The organism is Xanthomonas hortorum (genome assembly GCF_024339125.1).
In the GTDB taxonomy this organism is placed as follows: Bacteria; Pseudomonadota; Gammaproteobacteria; order Xanthomonadales; family Xanthomonadaceae; genus Xanthomonas; species Xanthomonas hortorum.
In genome coordinates this window covers 1,821,315-1,844,201 of the sequence record NZ_CP101417.1, presented here as the reverse complement: position 1 = coordinate 1,844,201, position 22,887 = coordinate 1,821,315, and the positions used below count along the sequence as shown (strand labels likewise).

The window sequence follows — 22,887 nt, the reverse complement described above, 5'->3', positions numbered from 1 at the left end:
TGAGCTCGCATGACAGGGACAGGCGTCATGTTGCGCAGCAGCAGGCGATGGGTGACAGTGGCGTAAACGCCATCTATCGTTCATTTCATGCCAACTTCGAAAAAACGCGTGCGTCGCGATGCGTTGCCGCCCTTGGTGGTGGTGGTCGCCTACGACCAACTTGGCTTGTTCGAATTCGGGATCACCACTGAGATCTTTGGATTGCCACGCCCGGAAGTGGGCCCGGGCTGGTATCGGTTCGCTATTGCCGCGGCCGAACCCGGCCCCCTGCGTGCGCTGGGCGGACTACGCATCGAAGTGGATGGCGGGCTCGATCTGCTCGATACCGCCCACACCATCATCATTCCCAGTTGGAGAGATACCAGTTCGTCGGCACCGGCCGCGCTGATCAAGGCGCTGCAGCGTGCGCATAAACGCAGCGCACGCATCGTCTCGATCTGTGCCGGCGCCTTTGTGCTTGCCCAGGCGGGTCTGTTGCAGGGGCGCAGAGCCACCACGCATTGGCGCAATGCCGAGATGCTGGCCAGCGGCTACCCGCAGATCACCGTGGAGCCGGGCGTGCTGTACGTGGACGAGGGCGACATCCTCACCTCCGCCGGCAGTGCCGCAGGCATCGATCTCTGCCTGCATATCGTGCGGGCCGACTTTGGCCCGGCGATCGCCAACCAGGTTGCCAAGCGCCTGGTGATGCCGGTCCACCGTGATGGCGGCCAAGCCCAGTTCATCGACCGGCCGGTGCCGCCGGTCCATGAAAGTACCCGGCTTGGGCCGTTGCTGGAGCGTATCAATCAGGACCTCACCGCCAACCACAGCGTGGAGTCCCTGGCCGCTGCTGCGGGCATGAGCCGCAGGACATTCCTAAGGCGCTTTCAAGCGACCACCGGCATGTCGCCGGGCAAATGGGTCGTCAACGAACGGCTCAACCGTGCGCGCGAGATGCTGGAAACCTCGGGCGCCGACATCGAAGAGATTGCAACGCGCTGTGGCTTCGGCTCGGCCGAAACGCTCAGGCACCACTTCCGGCGCACGCTGGCGCTATCGCCAACGCAGTATCGGCGTGTATTCGGCGGGCACCGCGATGCTGTCGACGGGATTTGAGCATGCTGGACTTGGAGTCGCTAATAAAACTCTCGAACGCTATATCACTGGCGACAAAGTGTTAACCGCACTCGCCTTCGTTGAATACTGGAGCAATGTCGGCCACGCACACCGACCATCTCCACTGGCCCTTGCAGCCAAGCTGCAGATCAGCCAGCTGTGCACACTTGACAGTTTGTTAGCCACTCTGAGGCGAACCACGCGTGATGAGCGGCGCCGAGCAAGACAGCTCGGCACCTGCCCGATGACCTCAGACTTTTGCCGGCGCCGGGCTGACGTATTTCTCGCGGCGGATCTGCGCGTTCGGCAGGCCGGCTGCCTTCAAGGCTTCAATGCAGCTGTCCACCATGTCCGGATTGCCGCACAGGTAGGCAATATCGCCTTCGGCACTGGGCGCGAACTCCGCCAGCTGCTGCTGCACGTAGCCATGCCGCACATCGGCGTGCGGCTGCTCGGGCAGCTCGCGCGAGAAGCACGGCACGTAGCGGAACTGCGGGTGCGCATCGGCAAACGCACGGAAGTCATCGCCGTATAGCAATTCGGAAGGCGTGCGCGCGCCCTGCAGCAGCACCACCTGCACGCCACGGCTGGCGATCGCCTCGGCCAGCAACGGCAGCATCGAGCGGTACGGGGTGACCCCGGTACCGGTGGCGATCAGCACATAGCGCCGGTTGTGGTCGCCCGGCGGCAGGCAGAAACGGCCATAGGGACCGCTGGCCTGCAACTGGTCGCCGATCTGCAGGCCTTCGAACAGCGCAGTGGCCGAGCCGCCGGGCACGAAGCTCACCGCGATATCCACCGCCTCGCCCGGCCCGAACGCGTGGTCGTGGATGGTCGCCAGCGAATAGCTTCGCTTGGTCGGCGTGCCATCGGCGCCGCTGAAATGGATCTGGATGAACTGCCCGGGCTGGAAATCCAGCGGCTGCCCGTCGTCACGCAGGAACTGGCAGTGGGCCACGGTGGGCGCAATCATGCGCCGGTCGACAAGCTTGAGGGGGAATTGAACGGGCACGAACGTATTTAGGACAGTCTGTGATCGGGGCTTGCCCCCGCGGGCTTCTATAATAACGGCCTGCAACTCGCTGCGCCGTCACGCTGACGCGAAGGAACATCTTGAATTCCCCATCTCCGATCACCGCACCCGCGCTGCGTGTGTGCGATCTGCGCAAGACCTACGACAACGGCACCCAGGCGCTCAAAGGCGTTTCGCTGGACGTGGCGCCAGGCGATTTCTTCGCCCTGCTCGGCCCTAACGGCGCCGGCAAATCCACCCTGATCGGCATCATCAGCTCGCTGGTGAATCTGTCCGCCGGCCAGGTGGAAGTGTTCGGCACCGATCTGGTCGGCCATCGCAGCGATGCGATGCGGCTGATCGGTCTGGTGCCGCAGGAGGTCAACTTCAATCTGTTCGAAAAACCCTTCGACATCCTGGTCAACTACGCCGGTTTCTACGGCATGCCGCGTGCCGAGGCCGAGCGGCTGGCCGAAGCGGAGCTGCGCCGCTCGCACCTGTGGGAAAAGGCCCAGGTGATGAGCCGCACGCTGTCCGGCGGCATGAAGCGCCGGCTGATGATCGCCCGCGCCATGATGACCCAGCCGCGGCTGCTGATCCTGGACGAGCCCACCGCCGGCGTGGACATCGAAATCCGCCGCGACATGTGGCGCGTGCTCAAAGAAATCAACGCCGCCGGCACCACCATCATCCTGACCACGCATTACCTGGAAGAAGCCGAGCACCTGTGCCGCAACCTGGCCATCATCAATCATGGCCAGATCGTCACCCAGGGCCCGATGCGCGAGCTGCTGGCCAAGCTCGATGTGGAAGGCTTTTTGTTCGATATCGACGGTGACCTGCCGGCCGAATTGCCGGTGATCGAAGGCACCACGCTCACCGCCATCGACGGCCACACGCTGGACCTGGACATGCCGCGCGCGATGGACCTCAACCGCGTGTTCGCCACGCTCGGCAGTGCCGGCATCCGGGTGCGCTCGATGCGCACCAAGAGCAATCGGCTGGAAGAGCTGTTCGTGCGCTTGACCGGTGATGCGCCGGCGCCAGACGCCGCCGCACCCGCGACGCCCATTCCCAACGGCACACCGCCAACGCAGCCGCGCAGCGGAGGCCAGCCATGAACGAGATCCGCACCGTGACCGAACCCACCAACGCACGCCGCAACTGGATTGCGCTGGGCACCATCGTGCGCCGCGAAGTGCAGCGCATCCTGCGCATCTGGGGCCAGACCCTGGTGCCGCCGGCCATCACCATGACGCTGTACTTCCTGATCTTCGGCGGGCTGATCGGCTCGCGCGTGGGCGACATGGGCGGCTACAGCTACATGCAGTTCATCGTGCCGGGCCTGGTGATGATGAGCGTGATCCAGAACAGCTACGGCAACATCTCATCGAGCTTCTTCGGCGCCAAGTTCGGCCGGCATGTGGAAGAGCTGCTGGTCAGCCCGATGCCCAACTGGGTGATCCTGTGGGGCTACGTCTCCGGCGCGGTGCTGCGCGGGGTCATGGTCGGCGCGCTGGTGCTGATCATCGCGATGTTCTTCACCCCCGTACGCATCCCGCATCCGCTGGTGACGCTGAGCACGGTGGTGCTGGGCGCGATCATCTTTTCGCTGGCCGGCTTCGTCAACGCGGTGTACGCCAAGAAGTTCGACGACGTGGCGATCGTGCCCACCTTCATCCTGACCCCGCTGACCTATCTGGGCGGCGTGTTCTATTCGGTGAAGCTGCTGCCACCGTGGGCCGAAGCGGCCACCCACGCCAACCCGATCTTCTACATGGTCAACGCCTTCCGCTACGGCCTGCTCGGCAGCTCCGACGTGCCGATCTGGGTGGCTTACGCGCTGATGCTGGGCTTTGTCGCGGTCCTCAGCGCACTGGCGCTGTGGTTGCTCAGGCGGGGCGTTGGTTTACGCAGCTGATGGTGCAGTTCAGCGACTACATCGTATTCGTCGATGAAAGCGGCGACCACGGGATGGCGAACATCGATCCGGCCTTCCCCTTGTTCGTGCTGTCTTGCTGCCTGATCAGCAAACGCGATTACATGGCTGCGGTGGTACCGGCGATTCAACGGATCAAGTTTGCGACGTTCGGCCACGATGCCGTGGTGCTGCATGAACGTGAGATCCGCCGGGATATCGGGCCGTTTTCGGTATTGCGCGATCGCGAAAGGAAACAGGCGTTTATCGATGTACTGACAGATGCATTGGCCTCCGCGCCGATGACGATTTTTGCCGCCGTCATCGACAAACGCCGCCTTCAGGATCGCCAGCGCGGGGAAAATCCGTATGAAATCTCGATGCGTTTCTGCCTGGAGCGGATGTACTACAAGCTCAGCAAGCAGGGCCAGGTTGCGCAACGCGGCGCACCATTGACCACGCACGTGCTGTGCGAGGCGCGTGGACATAACGAGGATCAGGACCTGGAATTGGCATTTCGCCGGATCTGTGGCGGCGACAATTTTTCTGGTGTCGAAATGCCGTTCGATCCGGTGATCTGCGACAAGAAAAGCAATGCGATCGAGTTGCAGCTGGCCGATCTGGTCGCGCGTCCGATCGGGATGCGGCAGTTGCGTCCCGACCAACCCAATCGTGCGTGGGACGTCATCGAGCAGAAGCTGGACAAGGATGCCACTGGCCGTTATCTCGGCTACGGATTGAAATGCTTCCCGTAAAAACAAAAGGCCCCGGCGATTCCGCCAGAGCCTGATGCCGACCGAGAATCCCCGATCCGGTTGCGACTTTAACACCTTGCCCAACACGCTCCAACCATCAAGCTGAACGGAGATTCTGATGCATATCCTCATCCTCGGCGCCGGTGGCACCGGCGGTTATTTCGGCGGACGTCTGGCGCAGGCCGGGGTCGATGTCACCTTCCTGGTGCGCGATGCGCGTGCGGCGCAGTTGCAGGCCGATGGCCTGCGCATCCGCAGCCCGCTCGGCGATGCGGATCTGCCGGTGGTGCATGTCACCGCGCAGGACCTGCCGGCGCTGGTGGCGCAGCGGCCGTTCGATCTGGTGATCCTCAGCTGCAAGGCCTACGACTTGGACAGCGCGATCGAGGCGATTGCGCCGGCTGTCGGCGAGCACACCACGGTGCTGCCGATCCTCAACGGTCTGCGGCACTACGCGGCGCTGGACGAGCGCTTCGGTGCCGCGCGGGTGTTGGGCGGGCTGTGCTTCATCAGTGCGACCAAGGGCGAGCACGGCGAGATTCTGCACCTGGGCAAGCCGGCGGCGATGACCTTCGGTGAGCGCAGTGGCAGTGCCAGCTCAGCGCGGGTGCAGGCGTTTGCTGCGGCCTGCGCGCAGGCCGGCATCGATCATGTGGCCAGCGAGCAGATCGCGCAGGAGCAGTGGATCAAGTACAGCTTCCTCACCGCGCTGGCGGCGGCCACCTGCCTGATGCGTGCGCCGGTCGGTGCGATCGTGGCCACCGACGACGGCCGCGCGTTGATCAACGGCGTGTACAACGAATGCCTGTGGGCCGCCGATGCGGCCGGGCAGCCGATTCCGGAAGCTGCGCGCGCCAAGGCGCTGCAGACCTTGTTGCAGGTGGATTCGCCGTTGAAGGCCTCGATGCTGCGCGATCTGGAAGCCGGCCAGGACGTGGAAGCGGCGCAGATCGTTGGCGACATGCTGAAGCGGGTACGCGAGACCGGGCGTAATGCGCCGCTGCTGATGGCGGCGAATGTGCATCTGCAGGCGTATCAGGTGTTGCGGCATAGCTGAGGTTGTTGGGGTGTGCGGGCGGTTGTTGGGCTGCGTGTAAACCGTACCCCCATCCGCCCTGCGGGCACCTTCCCCCGATGGGGGAAGGGTTGATGTCGATACGTCGAGGTGGCACTGCGCATCGCTGCATGTCATGCGATGCCGCGCGCCGCGCGCGATAGAAATCGGCATTGCCGCTGCCTTCGCGCTGCAACGACGCGTTGCACACGATGCTCTGCATCCCCTCGCCCGTCGTGCTCGCCATGAAACTGCTCAGCCACCTGTTCCGTGCCGGTCACTTCGTAATCCTGGCGTTTTTCGTGCTGTGCGCGGCGGGTCTGGTGGCGATGGCCGGGTTGGAGCTGTGGCACGGGTTTACGCCGGGCGGCGACATGGTGGTGCGCGATCGCTTCAACGTGGTGCTGGAGGCGATCGGTCTGCTCACAGTGGCGCTGGTGACACTGGAACTGGGCCAGACCATCTTCGAAGAAGAGATCCTGCGCGATGTCAAAGTCAGCGGGCCCACGCGGGTGCGGCGTTATCTGTCGCGCTTTTTCGTGGTGATCGTGATTGCACTGGCGATCGAAACGCTGGTGTCGATCTTCGAGCTGATGCACGACGACCCGGCCAAGCTGCCGTACGCGGCCGCGGTGGGTCTGTGCGCGGCGCTGCTGCTGATCGCCTGGGGCGTATTCGTCAAACTCAACCGCAGCGCCGAAGAGCTGGAGCCCGAGGCGATGGAAGAAACCAAGCGCGAGGACCGCGAAGTCGAGGAGTAAGCACTTCGCGCGCGGCCGCATGGCGTTGCGCTATAGCGGTCGACAGAGCCGTCAGTACTTGCTCAGGGTCGTGCACTAGCGGGAGCCGCTGATCCCGTAGCACTGAGGCGCATCGCCTCGGCGGATTCTTCCGCGCTGCGCTCCGGATCCGTGTCGACCAACGCGATCGCCGGCCGGCGCTCACGGCGCGACAGCAGGGTGATCCAGCCGGCCTCGATCGTGGTGATGCTGCCCGCCGGGTCGCCGCGACCGACCTGATGCCCACTGCTGCGCGGTTGGTCGGCCGCGATGTCCTGCCCGACCTCGGCGACCACACCACGCACCTTGATCCGGTCGCCCGTGCGTACGCGCGTGCCCATCCGCATCGTGTACTCGCTCTCACCGGGTACACCGATTCCGGTGTCATAGCCCTGATCGAGCACGAACACGGCGTCGGAGGTCGCATCCACGCCATCGCCCTCGTCCTGCACAAACCAGCCCACCACCTTGCCGCGATTGCCATCGCCCAGGGTTTCGGCAAGCTCCTGGCCCATCTCGTCGCTATCGCCCGCCAGGCTGCGGGTCACGATGCCTTCAATGGCCACTTTTTTCCCAAGCAGCGGACTGATGTCGGCGCTGCCCTGGATGCGACCGATCAGCACGCGATCCGGATCCATCGGCGCAACGGCCTTGTCACTCTGGGCCGGCAGCGGCGCGCGGCACGCGCCGAGCAGCGCGGTCATCATCAGCACCGCCATCCAGCGCGGTGCGCGGATCCTTCGCATCGCATGACTTCCTGTGAGTAAAGAGACCGAGTCTACCGCGCGCACCACTGCCGCCTACCGCAAGCGGTTCAGGCCTGCGGTGCGGGCAACGGCGTCACCGTGGTCGGCTTGCCATCGGCGCCGAGCGCGATCATCACGAAGTGACCGCGCGTGCACAGCTCGCGCGCGCCACTGAGCAGGTCTTCGGCGATCAATTCCACTTCCACCTTGATCGAGCTGCGCCCCACCGACACCACGCGCGCGATGGTTTCCACCATCTGGCCCTGGCGGATCGGCAGTTTGAAATCCACCTGATCCGAACGCGCGGTCACCACCGCACGCCGCGCATAGCGCGATGCTGCCAGGAATGCGGCCTTGTCCATCCACGCCAGTGCCTGGCCGCCGAACAACGTGCCCATGTGGTTGGTGTGGTTGGGGAATACGATCTCGACCATGCGCACTTCGGTCGGGGGAGGCGTCTGCGAGCTGTCTGACATGCGGGTTTCCAAAGAGGGGGATGTGCGGCCACTGCGTGCCAAAGCGATTGCAACAGCCGGGCGCGCGCCGGAGATGCCTTCAAGCCGCAGCGGCGTCCGCCGGAACGCAGCGCCGCTGCTGTAGTGCTGTCCGTTGTGCCGACGCCGGCGCAGACACGCGTTGGAGGCAATGCTGCCGGCTCAACTGCATTGGTCGATGGCTGGCAGTCTGCGTGGCGCATGCCCGCGAACTGCCTTGCGCGCGATATGTTTTTATCGGGAAGGCAGTCGCGGCTGGGGCCGCTCCTACGAGAGCGCTGAGTTCACGTCATCGTTCGCTTGTCGATACGGCGGCGTGTACCGAGATCTTCGATGACGCGCATCGAAGATAGGTTACATCGACGACTCAGAGGCTGCTCTTGACCGCCGTTTCCACCTGCGCCGGCGACTGGAAGCCCGGCAGGCGCGCCACTTCGCTGCCATCGCGATACAGCGCCAGGGTCGGGGTCTGGCGCAGGCCGAGATCACGGAAGAATTCTTCGCCCACCACTTCCAGCTTTACCTTCAACAAGGCCACACCGTCGGCGGCGTCGCTGGCGGCAAACTTGTCCAGCGACATGTCGAGCATGCGACAGCCGGGGCAATTGTCCTTGTAGAAATCCACCAGCGCGCGTGGATGCGCAGCCAAGGCGGCGGTGTAGTGCTCAGGCGAGGTGACGGTAATGGTCTGCATCATGGAATTGATTCTTGCATTGGGCCAGGACCGCATCGGTCCAGGTAGCGATGGCCTGCGCATCGCGCACGCCGTGGGGCATCTGTTCGATGGTCAAACGTGGAAACGGGCTGGCAAAGAACTGTGCCATACGGTGCACCGCGCCGCAGAAATAGTCTTCGCCCCACTGCGTTTCGCCGGTGCCGAACACCGCCACCTGCGGTGGCTTGCCCAGCGTTTCGACCAGCTCGACGATGAAGCGTTTCATCTCTGCCGGTGTGCGGCCACCGTTGTCGGTCCAGCTACCGAGCAGAACCAGTTCGTAGTGTCCCGGCGCGTGCGGCACTTGCGCCAGCGTCTGCACATCGGTTTCCACCCAGGTCACCGCATGCCCGGCGGCTTCGCAGCGCAAGGCCACACTGCGTGCAACATCACGCGTGTTGCCGCTGAGCGATGCGAGTGCAAGCAGGATGTTCATGGGGCGGGGATTGGGGAGTCGGAATTAGGGATTCGTTGAAGAGCTGAGAGTCGGGATTGGGGATTCGCAAGAGCGCATCAAGTGCTTGTTGCAGACGTCTAAGTCCCAGTCTTCAATCCAGGATCCGTATCGGCGCTTCGATGCTGCCGTGACGAATCCCAAATCTCGAATCCCTGCTTTTTTCAACTCATCTCAAATCCAAGCTCCCGAATCCCGGCTCCTCACAGATCGTCGAAGCCGTTATCCGAGTTGGTCTTCTTGTAGCTGGCATTACGCATCTCGAAGAAGTCGGTCTTGGTTTCGGTGAAGTTGTCGGCGTAGGCCTTGATCCACGGCATCACGTTGTCGTTGGCGCCTTCGTACAGCTTCTCGATGCCGAGCATGCCGGCCATCTTGTTGGCGCGGTACTTCACGTAGCGGATCATCTCGTCCACATCGATACCGTCGATGCCGTCCAGCACTTCGGCCGTCCACACCGTTTCCAGGTCGATCGCGTGCTCGAAGGCCTTGTGCACGTAGTCGGTGAGCTGGTCGCCCTGCAGCGCCTGGTTCTCGCCGATGATGGCGCGAATCAGCTCGCTGATGAACTTGGAATGCGCCAGCTCGTCACGGTTGATGAAGCTGATGATCTTGCCAGTGCCGGTCATGCGGTTCTGGCGGACCAGATTGTAGAAATACGCAAAGCCGGAATAGAAGTTGATGCCTTCCAGGATCGAGGACTGGATCAGCGCGCGGATCAGCGTTTCGGCGGTCTTGTCGCGCAGGAAGTCGTCGTAGGCGCCCATGATCGGCGCGTTGCGCTTGATGATGGTCGGATGCGTGCGGGCAAGCTCGAACACACGGTTCTGATCGGCCAGGCCGGTGATCGAGGCCAGCACGTAGCTGTAGCTCTCGTTATGGATCACTTCCTGCTGGCCGATGATCGCGGCATTGGCATGCGCGGCCGGGTCGGTGATGTATTCGGCGACGTTGTAGATGAAGCGCGTCTGCGGCGAATCCAGCGTGGCCAGCAAGCCGATGATCGAATCGTAGGCGTTCTTCTCGCGCGCCGACAGCTCGTTGTACTGGCGCGCGTCGCCCTTCATGTCCACCTCGTCGGGGATCCAGAAGTTGGTCGACAGCTCCTTGTAGGCCCGATAGAAGGACGGGTACGGGATGTCGTTCCAGTTGAGGATGCCGGAGGTCTGGCCATTGATGATGGCGGTGGAGCGATTGGGGTGACGCGGCTCCAGGATCTTGATGCGCTCAAGCGGTGTTGCGGACATGTGGGTCTCTACTCGTGTTCCGGGCGCCGTCCACGTGTGCAGCTGGGCGGCGACAACAAATCGTGCTGGAGGAAAGCCCCCTGAGTCAGGGGGCGCGCCAAAGGCGCGGGGTGTGGGAGCTAATGAAGCAGGGTCCACAGTTCGCAACGCGAACTGTGGAAGCGAAAGCGCGAATGCGCTTTAGCTACTGCACCACTCGCATTCGCTGATGTCGATGTCGTTGGAGCGCACGTAGTACGTGGTCTTCAGGCCTTCGCGCCAGGCGGTCATGTGCAGATCCAGCAACGTGCTCGCACGGATGGTGCTGGGCACGTAGAAGTTGAAGCTGATCGACTGGTCGATGTGGCGCTGGCGGCGCGCGTTCTGGCGCACGCTGGCGAACTGGTCGACCTTGTAGGCGCCCTTTTCGTAGTAAGGCCAGGTTTCCAGCGACAGGCCGGGCGCGGCGACCGGACGACGGAAGTCCTTCTTTTCTTCGTAGTAAAACGCGCTGTAGATCGGGTCGATCGAGGCGGTGGAGCCGGCGATCTGCGCGGTGCTCATGTTCGGCGCAACCGCCAGCATCCAGGCGTTACGCACGCCATTGACGGCCACCTGTGCGGACAACTCCAGCCACTGCGGGCTGTTGTAGTCGCGCGCACGGAAGTACTCGCCGGTGTGCCAGTCGCTGCCGCGGAACACGCTGTAGGTGCCCTTTTCCTTGGCCAGCTCCATGCTCGCCTGGACGGTCAGATAATTGATGCGCTCGTACAGCTCGTCGCTGTAATCCTCGGCTTCCTTGGCGTTCCAATGGATGGACTTCTGCGCCAGCAGATGGTGCCAGCCGAAGGTGCCCAGACCGATGGCGCGGTACTTCTGGTTGGTGATGGTGGCCTGCGGCACCGGCAGCTGATTCAGATCGATCACGTTGTCGAGCATGCGCACCTGGATCGGGATCAACCGTTCCAGCACGTCGGCGCCCAGCAGATCTGCCTGGTCGTCCTGCGCGATGATCGCGCGGCCCAGGTTGATCGAGGACAGGTTGCACACGACGAAGTCGCCCGCCTTCTTGGTGGTGACGATCTGATTGCCGCTGATGATCTCCTGCATCATCCGCGTGGGGCTCATGTTCTGCAGGATCTCAGTGCACAGGTTGGACGAATAGACCATGCCCTCGTGCTTGTTCGGATTCTTGCGATTGACTTCATCGCGATAGAACATGAACGGGTTGCCGGTTTCCAGCTGGCTGACCATGATGCGCTTGAAGATTTCGATCGCCTTGACGGTCTTGCGCGTGATGCGCTCGTCGGCGACGACTTCTTCGTACTTGCGACGGAAGCTGCTGTTGGCGTCGCCCTTCTTCTCGTCGTAGAAGTCCTGCAGATACCAGCCCTTGATGCGCTTCACTTCGTGCGGATCGAACAGGTACCAGTCGCCGCGACGCTCGACCGCTTCCATGAACAGGTCTGGGATGCACACCGAGGTGAACACGTCGTGCGCGCGCAGACGCTGGTCGCCGTTGTTCAGGCGCAGATCCAGGAACGACTCGATGTCGCGGTGGAAGATATCCAGATAGACCGCGATGGCGCCCTTGCGCTGGCCCAGCTGGTCCACCGACACCGCGGTGTTGTTGAGCTGCTTGATCCACGGCACCACGCCGCCGGAGGAATTGGACACGCCACGGATCGCTGAACCCGACGAACGCACATAGCCCAGGTACGCGCCGACGCCGCCGCCGTGCTTGGACACGCGCGCCACGTCGGTATTGGAGTCGTAGATGCCCTGCAGGCTGTCGTCGACGGTGTCGATGAAGCAGCTCGATAGCTGGCCGCCGACCTTGCCGGCATTGGCCAGCGTGGGCGTGGCCACGGTCATGTACAGGTTGGACAGCGCCCAGTAGGCCTCGCCCACCAGCTGCATGCGGCGCTCGCGGCTGCCCTTGCCGTTGCCGATCTCATCCTGCATCAGGTACAGCGCAATCGTCAGCCAACGCTCCTGCGGCAGCTCGAACACGCCGCGCGAGTTGTCGGTGGCCAGGTAACGGGTGGCCAGCAGGTACAGGCCGTTGTAAGCGAACAGCTTGTCGCGCTCCGGCTCGATCATCTTGCCGGCTTCGATCAGTTCGTCCTTGGAGTAGCGGCGCAGGATGTCGTTGGAATAGACATTGCGGTCGGCCAGGCTCTCCTGCAGGCCGACGAACGAGCCGTACTTCTGGCTGGCGTCGTAGAAACGGTTGCGGCTGGCGCGCTTGTACAGGCGGCGCAGGTACAGACGCGCGGCGAAGTGCTCCCACTCCGGGGTGGTCAGATCGACGCGGGCCTCGGCCTCGCGGATCAGGTGGTCGACCAGGTCGTCGGCGTTGACGCTGTCCTTGCGGTCGACAAAGCCGAACACCGAACGCTTGTAGTCGGCCACGTCCAGCTGCGGAAATTCGGCATGGATCTGGTCGATGGCGCGCTCCAGGCGCTCCGGCTCGAACGGAATCTTGCGGTTGCCGGCTTCCTTGGTGATCCAGGTGGAGACGGTTTGTTCTTCGATGGTCTGTGCGTGCATTGCAATGGCTTGGCGGGGGGGCGGCACAACATCCGACGGGTCGGTCAATTCAGGCGCGCCGCAACCAGGTGCACCGACACTGGCCGGAACGCTGGGGGTGGTGGCTAAGGTACCGGCGGCGATCGCGGCAAGGGTGTCGTTGGTGGTCATGCGTCCTCCATGCGTAGGCACACGAACCCGGCTGGGGACGGGCTGCGGCCGATTCTCCGGACTCCCTGGACAGTGATGGCGGTGGGCGACGACCAACACGCAAGACCCAAGGTCTGCGGCGGCATCGACACCACCAGCCATCTCCTTACCGGAGATTCCACGGCCGCCACCGCGCGGTGTGCTGTCGCGCAGTGGTCGGTGGCGAAACAACAGCGGCGCAACAAGACCACGCCGCCCGCTCCAGGCGACGCCCGGATGGCTGTGATCGTTCGTTGCTGCCGCCGCGGAGAGGCTTTTGATTGGCAACCTGCTGCAAATCATGCTCTCACTGGTCCGGACGCTTGGGGCGACCAACCACCGACTCCCCCAAGATAGTGGGGTGCTAGGGAGGGGTCAACACCAAATGTGGGAAAAACCCGCAAACCCTTGTGGCACAAAGCACTGTCTGACGAACGGTCGGCGGGAGGCTGCGAACCCGTCCAAGTGGACTGCGCAGTCAAGGCCTAAACCGGCATTTTTATCGACCAGTTGGGTCCGGTTGGGTTGGCTGCGACACGCATCGATGCTGAAGCCGGTCACAGTTGGCCGCAACTGCCTCAGGCGACACCGCACGCTTGGCGCCTGGTCTGACCCAGCGACGGGAGGAACTCGCCACTGCCGAATCCAGGTCGAGGGCGCGGTGCCCTCACCGCTCGCGGGACACGCCGTGAACCCGTCCCTGGGGGCTCGGTGGCGGCATCCATGCCGCCACACGGTCCCGCAAGCGGTGAGGACACCGCACCAGAAAGTTGGTCGGTCGCTTCTTTTTTAAAACCATGCACCCCGACACTCTCGACTGGTCCTTGCCCGCTCACCGTCGCGGGACCTTACGCGGCATGGATGCCGCGTAAGAGCCTACACGGACGTACTTGCGGCGTGTCCCGCGAGGGTGGGCGGGCAAGGGCCCTGCAGCAAACTCACAGCATCAAGAGCGCAGCGAGGACACTGCACCAGAAAGTTAGTCGGTTGCTTTATCGAAAACCGCGCACACCGATCAACTCGACTGGCCCTTGCCCGCCCACCGTCGCGGGACCTTACGCGGCATGGATGCCGCGTAAGAGCCTACACGGACGTACTTGCGGCGTGTCCCGCGAGGGTGGGCGGGCAAGGGCCCTGCAGCAAACTCACAGCGTCGAGGGCGCGGCGAGGACACTGCACCAGAAAGTTAGTCGGTTGCTTTATCGAAAACCGCGCACACCGACCAACTCGACTGGTCCTTGTCCGCCCACCGTCGCGGGACCTTACGCGGCATGGATGCCGCGTAAGAGCCTACACGGACGTACTTGCGGCGTGTCCCGCGATGGTGGGCGGGCAAGGGCCCTGCAGCCAAGCCACAGATCCAGCGGCACCTACCCAATGACCACGAAAACGCTTGCGAGCCGATCTTAAGTGAACAGCATTACGCCCTGAGCGCGGCCCGTGAGCGGCATCAGATCTCGGTCGGGCCGACGTGGTGGCGCTTGCGGTAGCGGATCGACGACCACACCGAGGCGGCAATGAAGGCCACCCCGATCAGGCCGGTCAGCACTTCCGGCACGTGGTACACGGTGCCGACCAGCATGATGATCGCCAGCACGCCGATGGCGTAATGCGCGCCGTGCTCCAGGAACACGAATTCGTCCAACGTGCCCTTGTGCACCAGGTAGACCGTCATCGAACGCACGAACATCGCGCCGATCGCCAGGCCCAGCATGATGATGACCACATCGCGGGTGATCGCGAACGCGCCGATCACCCCATCGAACGAGAACGAAGCGTCCAGCACTTCCAGGTAAAGGAAGGCGGCAATGCCCGAGCGCTTGGCCGGGCCTATGCCATCTTCGCTCTCTTCGGACTCGAACAAGGCATCCACGCTGCCCACCAGCAAGTAAAGCAGGATGCCGCCCAGGCCGGCGAACAGCACGCTCTGGAAGATCGCCTCGGGCAGGAACAGCTTGGTGCACAGCAGGACCGTCACCGCCACGATCACCGACATCGCATCGGCCTTGCCCAGCTTGCCGACCAACCGCTCCACCGGCCCGAGCCAGTGCAGCTTGCGCTCCTGGTCGAACAGGAAGTTGAGGAACACCAGCAACAGGAACATGCCACCGAAGGCGGCGATGGACGGGTAGTTGTCGGTCAGCACCTGGCTGTAGCGGTCCGGCTCTTTCAGCGCCATCTGCATCACCGGCACCAGGCCCATGCCGGTGGCCACCGACACGATCACGATCGGGAACACCAGGCGCATGCCGAACACCGCGATCAGGATGCCCACGGTCAGGAACAGCTTCTGCCAGAACGCGTTCATGTGCTTGAGCACACCGGCGTTGACCACCGCGTTGTCGAACGACAACGACACCTCCAGCACGCTCAGCACCAGGCATAGCCACAGCGCCTGCCACAGGCCCATCGAGGTGGTGTGGCCCCACCAGGCAGCAACGCCCAGGCAGACGGCTGTAACCAAGAACGACATTCTGAAATCGCGAAACATTGACACTCCCAGGCGGGCCGAGACGACAGCCGGAGCAACGGGCCAGGGCAAGGCCCGGCAGATCCGGCATGCGGTGAGGAGGGGGAACCGCGGCGTGACGCTAAGGTCAGGCCGGGCGCGGCTCGCCCATTATAGGGAGTGTCACCGCCATCAGGGTCGCATCGTCGGGATCCGGGCGGACCCCGAAGCCCAGGCTCTGGCACATCGCCAGCATGGTGCGGTTCTCGCGCAGCACCTGGCCTTCGATCTGTTTGAGGCCCAGCCAGCGCGCGTACTCGATCATGATGCGCATCAGCTGCCAGCCGATGCCGTGGCCCTTGAGGTCGGAGCGGATCAGGATGCCGTACTCGCCGCCTTCGTAATCGGCGTCGGCATGCAGGCGCACCGCGCCGAGCATGTCGCCGCTCTTGGGATCGATGGCCACCAGTGCGATCGAGCGCGCGTAATCGAGCTGGGTCAGCCGCGCGATGAATTCGTGGCTGAAATGCTTGACCGACTGGAAGAACCGCAACCGCAGGTCTTCGTCGGTGACCCGCGCGAAGAAGGCGCGAAACAGCGCGTCGTCTTCCGGGCGGACCGGGCGCACCAACGCGTGGGTTCCATCGCCGAGCGCGATCTGGCGCTCCCATTCCTTCGGATACGGAAAGATCGCAAAGCGCGGATGGCCGCGGCCTTTATGCAGCTTGCGCGCCGGCGCCACCGCCACGCGCGCGTCCAGCGCGATCACGCCATCGCGGTCGGCCAGCAGCGGATTGATATCCAGCTCGGTGATTTCAGGGATGTCGGCGGCCAGCTGCGCCAGCTTGACCAACACCAGCGCCACCGCGCGCTCGTCGGCGGCCGGCACATCGCGGTAGGCCTTGAGGATGCGCGAGACCCGCGTGCGCCCGATCAACTCGTGCGCCAGACGCAGGTCCAGCGGCGGCAGCGCCAGCTCGCGGTCGTTGATCACTTCCACCGCGGTGCCGCCGCGCCCGAACACGATCGCCGGGCCGAACACCGGGTCGTCGGCAATGCCGGCGATCAGTTCGCGCGCCTTGGGCCGCAGCACGGTGGGCTGCACGATCACCCCATCGATGACCGCATCGGGCTGCGCGGCGCGCGCGCGCGCCAGGATACCGGCCGCCGCTTCGCGTACCGCCGCCACGCTGGACAGATTCAGGCGCACGCCGTCGACATCGGACTTGTGCGCGATGTCGTTGGACAACACCTTCAAGGTCACCGTGCGGCCGACAGCTAGCAGCGGGTCGGCCAGCAATGCGGCTTCGTTGGCGGTGGCGGCCACCTGCAGCGGCACGATCGGGATGCCGTAGGCGGCCAGCAGCCGGTTGGTGGCGACCGGATCCAGCCAACGCCGGCCGGCGGCCAAGGCCTCATCGACCACCGCGCGGGCGATGCCGGCATCCACCACGAAGTCTTCCGGCAGGCTGGGCGGGGTTTCCATCAACGCCGCCTGCGCCTCGCGGTAGCGCACCAGGTGGGTGAAGCCGCGCACCGCGTCCGATTCGGTGGCGTAGGTGGGCACGCGCGCGGCATTGAGCGCGGCGATCGCCGCATCGTCCTGGCCCAGCCACACCGCAAACACCGGTTTTTCGCGCTGATAGCGGTCGCGTTGGTCCAGCGCGCGGGTCAACGCCTTGGCCGCATCGGCCGAGGAGGTGAAGGCGGTCGGCACGTTGACCACCAGCAGCGCGTCGTTCTCCGGATCGTCAAGCAGCGCTTCGATCGCCGCGGCATAGCGCGGCCCATCGGCGTCGACGATGATGTCGACCGGATTGCTGCGCGACCAGCCCTCGGGCAGCGATTGATCGAGCCGCTCCAGCGTCTTGGCCGACAGCTCGGCCAGGGTGCCGCCGCGCAGCACCAGTTGGTCCACCGCCAGCTGCCCCACCCCGCCGCCGTTGCTCAATATGGCCAGGCGCCGGCCCGGAAAACTACCGAGCCGGCCCAGGGTTTCGGCGGCGGCGAACAGCTCGTCCAGCGCGCCCACCCGCAGCAGCCCGGCACGCGCGAATGCGGCGCCATACACCGCATCCGAGCCGGCCAGCGCCTGCGCGTGGGTGTCGGCATTGGGATTGATGCGGAACTGGCGGCCGGATTTGACCACCACCACCGGTTTGGCGCGCGCGGCGGCACGTGCGGCCGACATGAACTTGCGCGCATCGCCGATGCGTTCGACGTACAGCAGGATCGCGCGGGTGCGGTAGTCGGTGGCGAAGTAATCAAGCAGATCGCCGAAGTCCACATCCAGCGTATCGCCCAGCGACACCACCGCCGAGAACCCCACCGAACGCGCCACGCCCCATTCCACCAGGGCGGCGGCAATCGCGCTGGATTCGGAAATCAGCGCCAGGTCGCCCGCCTGCGGGCAATGCGCGGCGATGCTGGCATTGAGCCGTGCATGCGGGGCGATCACACCCAGGCAGTGCGGGCCGAGAATGCGCATGCCCTTTGCACGCGCCGAGGCTTCCATGCGCGCGGCCGGCGAGCCGGGGCCGCTGCCCAACCCGGCGGTGAGGATGATTGCCGCGGCCACCCCGCGGCGTGCGGCAATCGAGACGATGCGCGGCACGATGCGCGCCGGCGCGGTGATCACCACCAAGTCCGGCACCCAGGTCAGATCGGTCAGCCGCGCCACCGTGCGCACGCCGTCGATCTCGCTGTAACGCGGGCTCACCCAACCGATCTGCCCCGGAAACCCGGCCGCGCGCAGGTTGCGCACCACCGCGCGTCCGGCCGAGCGATCGCGCGGACTGCCGCCCACCACCGCCACGGTGGTGGGACGAAAGACCTGCTGCAGGTGATAGGTGCTCATGGGGCAACGACGACGACGGGGGAAGCGGACACGGTACACGTCGGCCCAAGCCGACGTCATCGACCCGAAGGCTGCAAGACAGCGACGGCGTCCACACACTTGTTGTGAACGATTCGCATTTTCGTTAATATTGCGTGGTCAGCCAGCTTTCAGCGCCGCCCCGCGCCCATGCCGCCAGCGACTCATTCGGAACAGGGCCCCCCATGAAACTGCTGACCTTGTCGGCGCTGCTGCTTGCCGCCTCTGCCTCTGCGCACACGCCTTATCTGGCACCCAACACCTTCGCCCCCCAGCCCGGTCAGACGGTGACCCTGGACGCGGCCTTTGCCGAGACCTTCTTCGTCCCGGAAGCGGCCTTCGACCAGAGCCACTTCAGCATCACCGGGCCCGATGGCCGCGACGTTGCACCGCTCCGGGTGCAGGCGCTCGACACCCGCACCGTCGTCGAACACACCCTGGGCAAGCAGCCCGGCACCTACCGGGTCAGCACCGGCCTGCGCGTGGGCGCGCAGTTCCGCACCTGGGAACTGGACGGCAAGCGCGAGACCGTGCGCGACCCGAAAGTGGCCATGCCCAAGGGGGCCACGCTGATTGCCAGCTTCCAGTCGCGCACCCTGGCGGAAACCTATCTGAGCGTCGGCAAACCCGATCGCAGCGCGCTGGCGCCGCGCAACCAGGGCCTGGAACTGGTGCCGGTGACGCATCCCAACGACCTGTATGTCGGCGAGAGCTTCGTCTTCACGGTGCAGTACGACGGCGTGCCGCTGGCCAAGCAGACCGTGGACATCAGCGAGGCGGTGTGGACCTCCGATCGCAAGCCGACGTCGATCAGCGTGACCACCGACGCGGCCGGCCGCGCAACCTTGAAGCTGGACCGCGCCGGCACCTGGCTGGCGCTGAGCCGCCACCGCACCCCGGCTCCGGCCGACGCCCCGGTGCGCGAGTACAGCAACAGCACCACGCTGACGTTTCAGGTGCTCGAACAATAGCGCCGCGCAACCGCTGCGGCGGTTGCGTCGCCCTGGCGGCATGACTCCACCGGCGCGGTCCCTCCGCCCGGCATCGCGATCCACCTGCAGGCCCAGCCAACGCTACGGCCCGGCACCGTTTTCCCCATCAAGAGGCAATCCATGAACACTGGCTCCCTGGCCGGCGCGTGCCTGTGCGCGCTGCTGCTTCCCGCTACCGCTCTCGCCCAGTCCGCGCCGCGCCCGCTGCTCGGCGGCCACGGCAACAACGTGCAGGCCTTCATCACCCAGCATGACGACGACCGCGACGGCCGCATCACCGCCGCCGACTTCGCGGCCTTCCGCCGCAGCCGCTTCGATGCCACCGACCGCAACCACGACGGCACGGTCGACGAGGACGAATACGTGGGCGAGTTCCGCGAGCGCCGCCAGCGTGCGCTGGAGCAGGAACGCAGCGCACAGGCCGCACAGGGCAAGACCCGCTTTGCGGCATTGGATGCCAATGGCGACGGGCAGGTCTCGCGTGCCGAATTCGACGCGGCCGGTGTGCAGGACTGGGCGCGCGGACAGGCGGCGTTGAAGGCCGCTGCCAAGGCTGCGTCGGGCGACACGACGGCCGCCTTCGACCGCGATGGCGGCCGTCCCGGCATGCCCGACAGCGGCTCGGCCGAGGGCTTTCTCGCGCTGTACGACGAGAACGGCGACAGCAAGGTGGGCGAGGCGGAATACGCAGACCTGCGCGCGGCGCAGTTCGCGGGTGCCGACGGCGACCGTAACGGCGTGCTGTCGCCGGACGAATATCGGGTCGAATTCGAGGACCGCCTCAACCGCCGCCTCACCGCGCTCGAACTGGCCGACGACCGCCAGGTGCATGTGCGCTTCAAGGTGCTCGACACCGACAAGAACCAGCGCATGAGCTTCGCCGAATACCAGGCCTCGGGCCTGCGCACCTTCGCCCGCGTCGACCGCAATCACGACGGCGTGGTCGATGCCAGCGATGCCGCGTTGCCGCCGCCGGCACCTGCAACTGCGCCAGCGCCGGCCGCCACCCCGGCTCGCGCCGACTGACCTCTGCGCGGGCCTCGATGCCCGCGCCGCCCGGCCCGCCACTGGCGGGCCCCACCCAGCCACGCGGCTATCCCCTGCCGCCCACAGCCAGGTCCGCGCCTTACCGCGCCCATTCCTCTTTCCTGACTGTGGACTCCACGATGACCTCAACACCGACCCTGCTGGCCCTGGCGATCGCCGCCGGCCTGGCCTTCCCGCTGCATGCCGAACAGGCACCCGCCGACGCCACCACCTTCGACCCGGTGGAAGTGAAGGCCGCACGCGACAAGCGCGCCTCCACCAACCAGAACGTCACCACCCTCGACACCGCGCAGTTGCAGCAGGAACAGGCCGAGAGCATGGAAGACCTGGTGCGCTACATCCCCGGCGTGAGCATCGCCGACATGGGCCGCTTCGGCGAAAACGGCTTCAACATACGCGGCCTGGAAGGCGACCGGGTGGCGATGACCATCGACGGCCTGTCGATGGCCGAAGGCGTGGAGACCGCGCGCGACTACGAGTTCTTCCGCGCCGGTCGCGGCGGCGTAGATGTGGATTCGCTCAAGAGCGTGGACATCGTCAAGGGTGCCGATTCCATCAGTGCCGGCAGCGGCGCGCTCGGCGGCGCGGTGGTGTTCACCACCAAGGATCCGTACGACTACCTCAAGGCGCAGGGCAACGACAGCTATGTCGGCCTGAAGACCGGCTACACCGGCCACAACGACCAACTGCTCGGCAACATCACCATGGCCAACCGCACCGGCATCGTCGAATCGATGCTGACCTACACCCGCCGCGAGGGCCACGAATCGGAGGGCTGGTATTCCAGCACCGAGATCGACACCGGCAGCGCGCGGCGCACGCCCGACCCGATCGACAGCGAAAGCGACAACGTGCTGGCCAAGCTCGATGTGGTGCCGAATGCGCAGCACCGCTTTGGCGTGGTCTACGAACGCAACCGCTCGCAGAACCGGGTCGACAACCTGAGCCGCGTCAGTGCGCCCAGCTACGCCGAACGCATCGGCGACGACAGCAACGACCGTGACCGCTACGGCCTGCGCTACATCTGGAACGCGAACAACGCGCTGTTCGACACCCTCGAGGCGCAGCTGGACCGCCAGCAGACCGAGAGCCGCGGCACCACTCGCATCCTCACCCAGAGCGGCACATCGAGCACCCCTGCCACCGCCGCCACCACCCGCTGCACTGTGGCGTTGCCCTGCCGCCGTGCCGAGGACCGCGACACCGAGCAGACCCTGGACCGCCTCGCGGTCGACTTCGACAAGCTGGTGCATGGCAACGGCTGGTCGCAATCACTGCTGTATGGCGCCGCCTGGCAACGCCGCAGCATCCATTTCAGCGCGATCGACTACCGCTGGAACAACGCCGGCACGCTGGACACCGCCACCGTCGACCCGGCGCAGGTGCCCAAGACCGATGCCGACACCTGGAGTGTGTACCTGCGCGACCGCATCGGCCTGTTCGACGACCGCCTGCAGCTCACCCTGGGTGCGCGCTACGACCACTACCGCTACGCACCGACGCTGTCGCCTACCTTTATCGACACCACCGGCACGGTGCGCGAAGTGAGCTTCGCCGCACCGACCTGGCAGGCCGGCATCAGCTATGCCGTCACCCCGCAGCAGACGCTGTGGTTCCAGGCCGGGCGCGGCTTCCGTGCACCGACCACCGCCGAGATGTACGCCCCCACCAGCATCACCGCGCTGACCGAAGTCGCCACCGGCAACACCGTCAACGTGCCCACGGTGGCCGCCAATCCGAACCTAGAAGCCGAGCGCAGCCTCAACCTGGAACTGGGCTGGCGCTGGGAGAGCGAGTGGGCGCGCGTGGGCCTGTCGGTGTTCCGCGACCGCTACGACGATTTCATCCAGAGCGAGACCGTCACCGCCAACGCCGGCACGCTCTACCAGACCTGTACCCGCGGCGTGTGCACCACGCGCAACGGCTACGCCTACACCACGCTGCTCAATGTCGGCCAGGTCGAGGTCAAGGGCGTGGAACTGGATGCGCAATTCAAGCTCGGCGACGCCTGGCTGCTGCGCGCGGCATGGACCCACAACCAGGGCGAGCTGGAAGACGGCCGCCCGCTGGACAGCATCAATCCGGATCGCGGCGTGCTCGGCCTCAGCTGGGAGGGGTTGGACGAGCGCCTGCGCATCACTGCAAACATCACCCATGCGCTGGCCAAGAAGGCCAAGGACGTCAACGTGGAGAACGATATCTTCGGTGTCCCGGCCGAGCCGTTCCTCAGCGACGCCTACAGCGTGGTCGATCTATTCGGCAGCTACCGCTTCAACGCGCATGTGCGCGTCAATCTGGGCGTGTACAACCTGTTCGACGAGCGCTATTCGCAATGGGCGCGCATCCGCAACGTCACCCGTGGCGATTTCTATTTGTATGGCTATGCCACCGACGACGGCATCGGCCGCTACAGCGAACCTGGCCGCAATGTGCGCGCCACGTTGTACGTGACGTTCTGACCCGCAATCTCCGCGCTTGCCGCTACACATCGCTGCACGGCGGGCCGTGCAGCGATGCAGGGTAGGCAAGGAGTACGGCCGGGTACTACACCC

General features: G+C 65.0%; 18 protein-coding genes. 9 read left to right on the top strand and 9 right to left on the bottom strand.

Annotated elements, in window-relative coordinates:
* The first annotated feature begins 87 nt into the window (after positions 1-87).
* On the top strand, positions 88-1,098 hold the full coding sequence (ftrA, locus tag NMB96_RS07670) for a transcriptional regulator FtrA (protein WP_255086611.1): 1,011 nt from the start codon (positions 88-90) through the stop codon (positions 1,096-1,098).
* A gap of 250 nt (positions 1,099-1,348) precedes the next feature.
* Here ftrA and NMB96_RS07665 read toward each other — a convergent pair whose 3' ends face one another.
* Positions 1,349-2,176 carry a ferredoxin--NADP reductase gene (locus tag NMB96_RS07665; protein ID WP_023905595.1) on the bottom strand — a complete coding sequence of 276 codons (828 nt, stop codon included), beginning with the start codon at positions 2,174-2,176 and terminating at the stop codon, positions 1,349-1,351.
* A 35-nt stretch (positions 2,177-2,211) separates the two neighbouring features.
* On the opposite strand from NMB96_RS07665, the gene NMB96_RS07660 reads away from it, so the two are divergent.
* From NMB96_RS07660 to NMB96_RS07640, 5 genes are all read left to right on the top strand, one after another.
* The gene (locus NMB96_RS07660) at positions 2,212-3,231 is read left to right on the top strand and encodes an ABC transporter ATP-binding protein (protein ID WP_023905596.1); all 1,020 of its coding nucleotides are present in this window, start codon (positions 2,212-2,214) and stop codon (positions 3,229-3,231) included.
* Positions 3,228-4,031: an ABC transporter permease gene (locus NMB96_RS07655; RefSeq protein WP_023905597.1), complete on the top strand. Its 804-nt coding sequence runs from the start codon at positions 3,228-3,230 to the stop codon at positions 4,029-4,031. Before NMB96_RS07660 ends, NMB96_RS07655 begins: the two co-directional genes overlap by 4 nt.
* Positions 4,031-4,783 (top strand): DUF3800 domain-containing protein, encoded by a 753-nt coding sequence (locus NMB96_RS07650; RefSeq protein ID WP_023905598.1) that lies wholly within the window; start codon positions 4,031-4,033, stop codon positions 4,781-4,783. The genes NMB96_RS07655 and NMB96_RS07650 overlap by 1 nt, the downstream gene beginning before the upstream one ends.
* A gap of 118 nt (positions 4,784-4,901) precedes the next feature.
* A complete protein-coding gene (panE, locus tag NMB96_RS07645; RefSeq protein WP_023905599.1) occupies positions 4,902-5,840 on the top strand; it encodes a 2-dehydropantoate 2-reductase in 939 nt (312 codons plus the stop codon).
* Between the two features lie 242 nt (positions 5,841-6,082).
* The gene (locus NMB96_RS07640) at positions 6,083-6,598 is read left to right on the top strand and encodes a hypothetical protein (RefSeq protein ID WP_043889539.1); all 516 of its coding nucleotides are present in this window, start codon (positions 6,083-6,085) and stop codon (positions 6,596-6,598) included.
* 62 nt (positions 6,599-6,660) lie between these two features.
* On the opposite strand, the gene NMB96_RS07635 is transcribed toward NMB96_RS07640, so the two are convergent.
* The 8 genes from NMB96_RS07635 to NMB96_RS07600 form a co-directional block, all read right to left on the bottom strand.
* A complete protein-coding gene (locus NMB96_RS07635; protein WP_255086610.1) occupies positions 6,661-7,320 on the bottom strand; it encodes a single stranded DNA-binding domain-containing protein in 660 nt (219 codons plus the stop codon).
* Positions 7,321-7,430: 110 nt separating this feature from the next.
* Complete coding sequence (locus tag NMB96_RS07630) at positions 7,431-7,838, bottom strand: acyl-CoA thioesterase (RefSeq protein ID WP_255086609.1); 408 nt, start codon at positions 7,836-7,838, stop codon at positions 7,431-7,433.
* 385 nt (positions 7,839-8,223) lie between these two features.
* Positions 8,224-8,550, bottom strand: coding sequence for a thioredoxin family protein (locus NMB96_RS07625; RefSeq protein WP_023905602.1), 327 nt, complete (start codon positions 8,548-8,550; stop codon positions 8,224-8,226).
* A complete protein-coding gene (locus NMB96_RS07620) occupies positions 8,522-9,007 on the bottom strand; it encodes a flavodoxin (protein WP_023905603.1) in 486 nt (161 codons plus the stop codon). Before NMB96_RS07620 ends, NMB96_RS07625 begins: the two co-directional genes overlap by 29 nt.
* 221 nt (positions 9,008-9,228) lie before the next feature.
* Positions 9,229-10,272 carry a ribonucleotide-diphosphate reductase subunit beta gene (locus NMB96_RS07615; RefSeq protein ID WP_006448529.1) on the bottom strand — a complete coding sequence of 348 codons (1,044 nt, stop codon included), beginning with the start codon at positions 10,270-10,272 and terminating at the stop codon, positions 9,229-9,231.
* Positions 10,273-10,452: 180 nt separating this feature from the next.
* Positions 10,453-12,954 (bottom strand): ribonucleoside-diphosphate reductase subunit alpha, encoded by a 2,502-nt coding sequence (locus tag NMB96_RS07610; protein ID WP_043889540.1) that lies wholly within the window; start codon positions 12,952-12,954, stop codon positions 10,453-10,455.
* 1,468 nt (positions 12,955-14,422) lie between these two features.
* Positions 14,423-15,463: a DUF475 domain-containing protein gene (locus tag NMB96_RS07605; RefSeq protein WP_023904704.1), complete on the bottom strand. Its 1,041-nt coding sequence runs from the start codon at positions 15,461-15,463 to the stop codon at positions 14,423-14,425.
* 106 nt (positions 15,464-15,569) lie between these two features.
* Positions 15,570-18,278, bottom strand: coding sequence for a bifunctional acetate--CoA ligase family protein/GNAT family N-acetyltransferase (locus NMB96_RS07600; RefSeq protein ID WP_183086925.1), 2,709 nt, complete (start codon positions 18,276-18,278; stop codon positions 15,570-15,572).
* Between the two features lie 203 nt (positions 18,279-18,481).
* On the opposite strand from NMB96_RS07600, the gene NMB96_RS07595 reads away from it, so the two are divergent.
* The 3 genes from NMB96_RS07595 to NMB96_RS07585 all read left to right on the top strand — a co-directional run bounded on the left by NMB96_RS07595 (position 18,482) and on the right by NMB96_RS07585 (position 22,794).
* On the top strand, positions 18,482-19,267 hold the full coding sequence (locus tag NMB96_RS07595; RefSeq protein ID WP_255086608.1) for a DUF4198 domain-containing protein: 786 nt from the start codon (positions 18,482-18,484) through the stop codon (positions 19,265-19,267).
* 141 nt (positions 19,268-19,408) lie between these two features.
* Positions 19,409-20,314 (top strand): EF-hand domain-containing protein, encoded by a 906-nt coding sequence (locus tag NMB96_RS07590; protein ID WP_255086607.1) that lies wholly within the window; start codon positions 19,409-19,411, stop codon positions 20,312-20,314.
* 140 nt (positions 20,315-20,454) lie between these two features.
* Complete coding sequence (locus NMB96_RS07585; protein WP_255086606.1) at positions 20,455-22,794, top strand: TonB-dependent hemoglobin/transferrin/lactoferrin family receptor; 2,340 nt, start codon at positions 20,455-20,457, stop codon at positions 22,792-22,794.
* The last annotated feature ends 93 nt before the right edge of the window (positions 22,795-22,887 follow it).

Excerpts from the sequence above, each read along its gene's own strand:
- ftrA (WP_255086611.1), top strand. The coding sequence starts at position 88 with ATGCCAACTTCGAAAAAACGCGTGCGTCGCGATGCGTTGCCGCCCTTG.
- NMB96_RS07655 (WP_023905597.1), top strand. The coding sequence starts at position 3,228 with ATGAACGAGATCCGCACCGTGACCGAACCCACCAACGCACGCCGCAAC.
- NMB96_RS07650 (WP_023905598.1), top strand. The coding sequence starts at position 4,031 with ATGGTGCAGTTCAGCGACTACATCGTATTCGTCGATGAAAGCGGCGAC.
- panE (WP_023905599.1), top strand. The coding sequence starts at position 4,902 with ATGCATATCCTCATCCTCGGCGCCGGTGGCACCGGCGGTTATTTCGGC.
- NMB96_RS07640 (WP_043889539.1), top strand. The coding sequence starts at position 6,083 with ATGAAACTGCTCAGCCACCTGTTCCGTGCCGGTCACTTCGTAATCCTG.
- NMB96_RS07635 (WP_255086610.1), bottom strand. The coding sequence starts at position 7,320 with ATGACCGCGCTGCTCGGCGCGTGCCGCGCGCCGCTGCCGGCCCAGAGT.
- NMB96_RS07630 (WP_255086609.1), bottom strand. The coding sequence starts at position 7,838 with ATGTCAGACAGCTCGCAGACGCCTCCCCCGACCGAAGTGCGCATGGTC.
- NMB96_RS07625 (WP_023905602.1), bottom strand. The coding sequence starts at position 8,550 with ATGCAGACCATTACCGTCACCTCGCCTGAGCACTACACCGCCGCCTTG.
- NMB96_RS07620 (WP_023905603.1), bottom strand. The coding sequence starts at position 9,007 with ATGAACATCCTGCTTGCACTCGCATCGCTCAGCGGCAACACGCGTGAT.
- NMB96_RS07615 (WP_006448529.1), bottom strand. The coding sequence starts at position 10,272 with ATGTCCGCAACACCGCTTGAGCGCATCAAGATCCTGGAGCCGCGTCAC.
- NMB96_RS07610 (WP_043889540.1), bottom strand. The coding sequence starts at position 12,954 with ATGACCACCAACGACACCCTTGCCGCGATCGCCGCCGGTACCTTAGCC.
- NMB96_RS07605 (WP_023904704.1), bottom strand. The coding sequence starts at position 15,463 with ATGTTTCGCGATTTCAGAATGTCGTTCTTGGTTACAGCCGTCTGCCTG.
- NMB96_RS07600 (WP_183086925.1), bottom strand. The coding sequence starts at position 18,278 with ATGAGCACCTATCACCTGCAGCAGGTCTTTCGTCCCACCACCGTGGCG.
- NMB96_RS07595 (WP_255086608.1), top strand. The coding sequence starts at position 18,482 with ATGAAACTGCTGACCTTGTCGGCGCTGCTGCTTGCCGCCTCTGCCTCT.
- NMB96_RS07590 (WP_255086607.1), top strand. The coding sequence starts at position 19,409 with ATGAACACTGGCTCCCTGGCCGGCGCGTGCCTGTGCGCGCTGCTGCTT.
- NMB96_RS07585 (WP_255086606.1), top strand. The coding sequence starts at position 20,455 with ATGACCTCAACACCGACCCTGCTGGCCCTGGCGATCGCCGCCGGCCTG.